Source organism: Methylosinus sp. DMC45 (assembly GCF_056313885.1).
In genome coordinates this window covers 1-3,154 of record NZ_JBQUZK010000039.1, presented here as the reverse complement: position 1 = coordinate 3,154, position 3,154 = coordinate 1, and the positions used below count along the sequence as shown (strand labels likewise).

Below are 3,154 nucleotides of genomic sequence, written 5' to 3'. Positions count from 1 at the left end.
CTTTGATTAGATCGTTCTTTAAAAATTTGGGTATGTGATAGAAAGATAGACTGAACGTTACTTTCACTGGTAACGGATCAGGCTAAGGTAAAATTTGTGAGTGACTCTTAAGAGTTTTGCGAATTTTCGGCGAATGTCGTCTTCACAGTATAACCAGATTGCTTGGGGTTATATGGTCAAGTGAAGAAGCGCATACGGTGGATGCCTTGGCAGTCAGAGGCGATGAAAGACGTGGTAGCCTGCGAAAAGCTTCGGGGAGTCGGCAAACAGACTTTGATCCGGAGATGTCTGAATGGGGGAACCCAGCCATCACAAGATGGTTATCTTGTACTGAATACATAGGTGCAAGAGGCGAACCAGGGGAACTGAAACATCTAAGTACCCTGAGGAAAAGAAATCAACCGAGATTCCCTTAGTAGTGGCGAGCGAACGGGGACTAGCCCTTAAGTGGCTTTGAGATTAGCGGAACGCTCTGGAAAGTGCGGCCATAGTGGGTGATAGCCCTGTACGCGAAAGTCTCTTAGTCATGAAATCGAGTAGGACGGAGCACGAGAAACTTTGTCTGAATATGGGGGGACCATCCTCCAAGGCTAAATACTACTGACTGACCGATAGTGAACTAGTACCGTGAGGGAAAGGCGAAAAGAACCCCGGAGAGGGGAGTGAAATAGATCCTGAAACCGTATGCGTACAAGCAGTGGGAGCAGACTTTGTTCTGTGACTGCGTACCTTTTGTATAATGGGTCAGCGACTTATTTTCAGTGGCGAGCTTAACCGAATAGGGGAGGCGTAGCGAAAGCGAGTCTTAATAGGGCGTCTAGTCGCTGGGAATAGACCCGAAACCGGGCGATCTATCCATGGGCAGGTTGAAGGTTAGGTAACACTGACTGGAGGACCGAACCGACTACCGTTGAAAAGTTAGCGGATGACCTGTGGATCGGAGTGAAAGGCTAATCAAGCTCGGAGATAGCTGGTTCTCCTCGAAAGCTATTTAGGTAGCGCCTCATGTATCACTGTAGGGGGTAGAGCACTGTTTCGGCTAGGGGGTCATCCCGACTTACCAAACCGATGCAAACTCCGAATACCTACAAGTGCCGAGCATGGGAGACACACGGCGGGTGCTAACGTCCGTCGTGAAAAGGGAAACAACCCAGACCGTCAGCTAAGGTCCCAAAGTTATGGTTAAGTGGGAAACGATGTGGGAAGGCTTAGACAGCTAGGAGGTTGGCTTAGAAGCAGCCACCCTTTAAAGAAAGCGTAATAGCTCACTAGTCGAGTCGGCCTGCGCGGAAGATGTAACGGGGCTCAAACCATACACCGAAGCTACGGGTATCACGCAAGTGATGCGGTAGAGGAGCGTTCTGTAAGCCTGTGAAGGTGAGTTGAGAAGCTTGCTGGAGGTATCAGAAGTGCGAATGCTGACATGAGTAACGACAATGGGTGTGAAAAACACCCACGCCGAAAGACCAAGGTTTCCTGCGCAACGTTAATCGACGCAGGGTTAGTCGGTCCCTAAGGCGAGGCTGAAAAGCGTAGTCGATGGAAAACAGGTTAATATTCCTGTACTTCTGGTTATTGCGATGGAGGGACGGAGAAGGCTAGGCCAGCTTGGCGTTGGTTGTCCAAGTTTAAGGTGGTAGGCTGAGATCTTAGGTAAATCCGGGATCTTAAGGCCGAGAGCTGATGACGAGTTACCTTTCAGGTGACGAAGTGGTTGATGCCATGCTTCCAAGAAAAGCTTCTAAGCTTCAGATAACCAGGAACCGTACCCCAAACCGACACAGGTGGTTGGGTAGAGAATACCAAGGCGCTTGAGAGAACTCGGGTGAAGGAACTAGGCAAAATGGCACCGTAACTTCGGGAGAAGGTGCGCCGGTGAGGGTGAAGGACTTGCTCCGTAAGCTCATGCCGGTCGAAGATACCAGGCCGCTGCGACTGTTTATTAAAAACACAGCACTCTGCAAACACGAAAGTGGACGTATAGGGTGTGACGCCTGCCCGGTGCCGGAAGGTTAATTGATGGGGTTAGCTAACGCGAAGCTCTTGATCGAAGCCCCGGTAAACGGCGGCCGTAACTATAACGGTCCTAAGGTAGCGAAATTCCTTGTCGGGTAAGTTCCGACCTGCACGAATGGCGTAACGATGGCGGCGCTGTCTCCACCCGAGACTCAGTGAAATTGAAATCGCTGTGAAGATGCAGTGTATCCGCGGCTAGACGGAAAGACCCCGTGAACCTTTACTATAGCTTTGCACTGGACTTTGAATTTGCTTGTGTAGGATAGGTGGGAGGCTTTGAAGCGTGGACGCCAGTTCGCGTGGAGCCATCCTTGAAATACCACCCTGGCAACTTTGAGGTTCTAACTCAGGTCCGTTATCCGGATCGAGGACAGTGTATGGTGGGTAGTTTGACTGGGGCGGTCTCCTCCTAAAGAGTAACGGAGGAGTACGAAGGTGCGCTCAGACCGGTCGGAAATCGGTCGTAGAGTATAAAGGCAAAAGCGCGCTTGACTGCGAGACAGACACGTCGAGCAGGTACGAAAGTAGGTCTTAGTGATCCGGTGGTTCTGTATGGAAGGGCCATCGCTCAACGGATAAAAGGTACTCCGGGGATAACAGGCTGATACCGCCCAAGAGTTCATATCGACGGCGGTGTTTGGCACCTCGATGTCGGCTCATCACATCCTGGGGCTGAAGCCGGTCCCAAGGGTATGGCTGTTCGCCATTTAAAGTGGTACGCGAGCTGGGTTTAGAACGTCGTGAGACAGTTCGGTCCCTATCTGCCGTGGACGTTTGAGATTTGAGAGGGGCTGCTCCTAGTACGAGAGGACCGGAGTGGACGAACCTCTGGTGTTCCGGTTGTCACGCCAGTGGCATTGCCGGGTAGCTATGTTCGGGAAAGATAACCGCTGAAAGCATCTAAGCGGGAAACTTGCCTCAAGATGAGATCTCACTGGAACCTTGAGTTCCCTGAAGGGCCGTCGAAGACTACGACGTTGATAGGTTGGGTGTGTAAGCGCTGTGAGGCGTTGAGCTAACCAATACTAATTGCCCGTGAGGCTTGACCATATAACACCCAAGCAATCTGAATGCTCGAAAGAGACCAGATTGCGGTGTGTGAAGACGCAATGAACCGAAAGTTCGCGCTGCTCACAAA

1 rRNA gene is annotated in these 3,154 nt (G+C 51.1%); it reads left to right on the top strand.

The window, feature by feature from the left end:
* Nucleotides 1–174: 174 nt before the first annotated feature.
* A 23S ribosomal RNA gene (locus tag ACT53T_RS11855) occupies nt 175–3,066 on the top strand.
* Nucleotides 3,067–3,154: the final 88 nt, after the last annotated feature.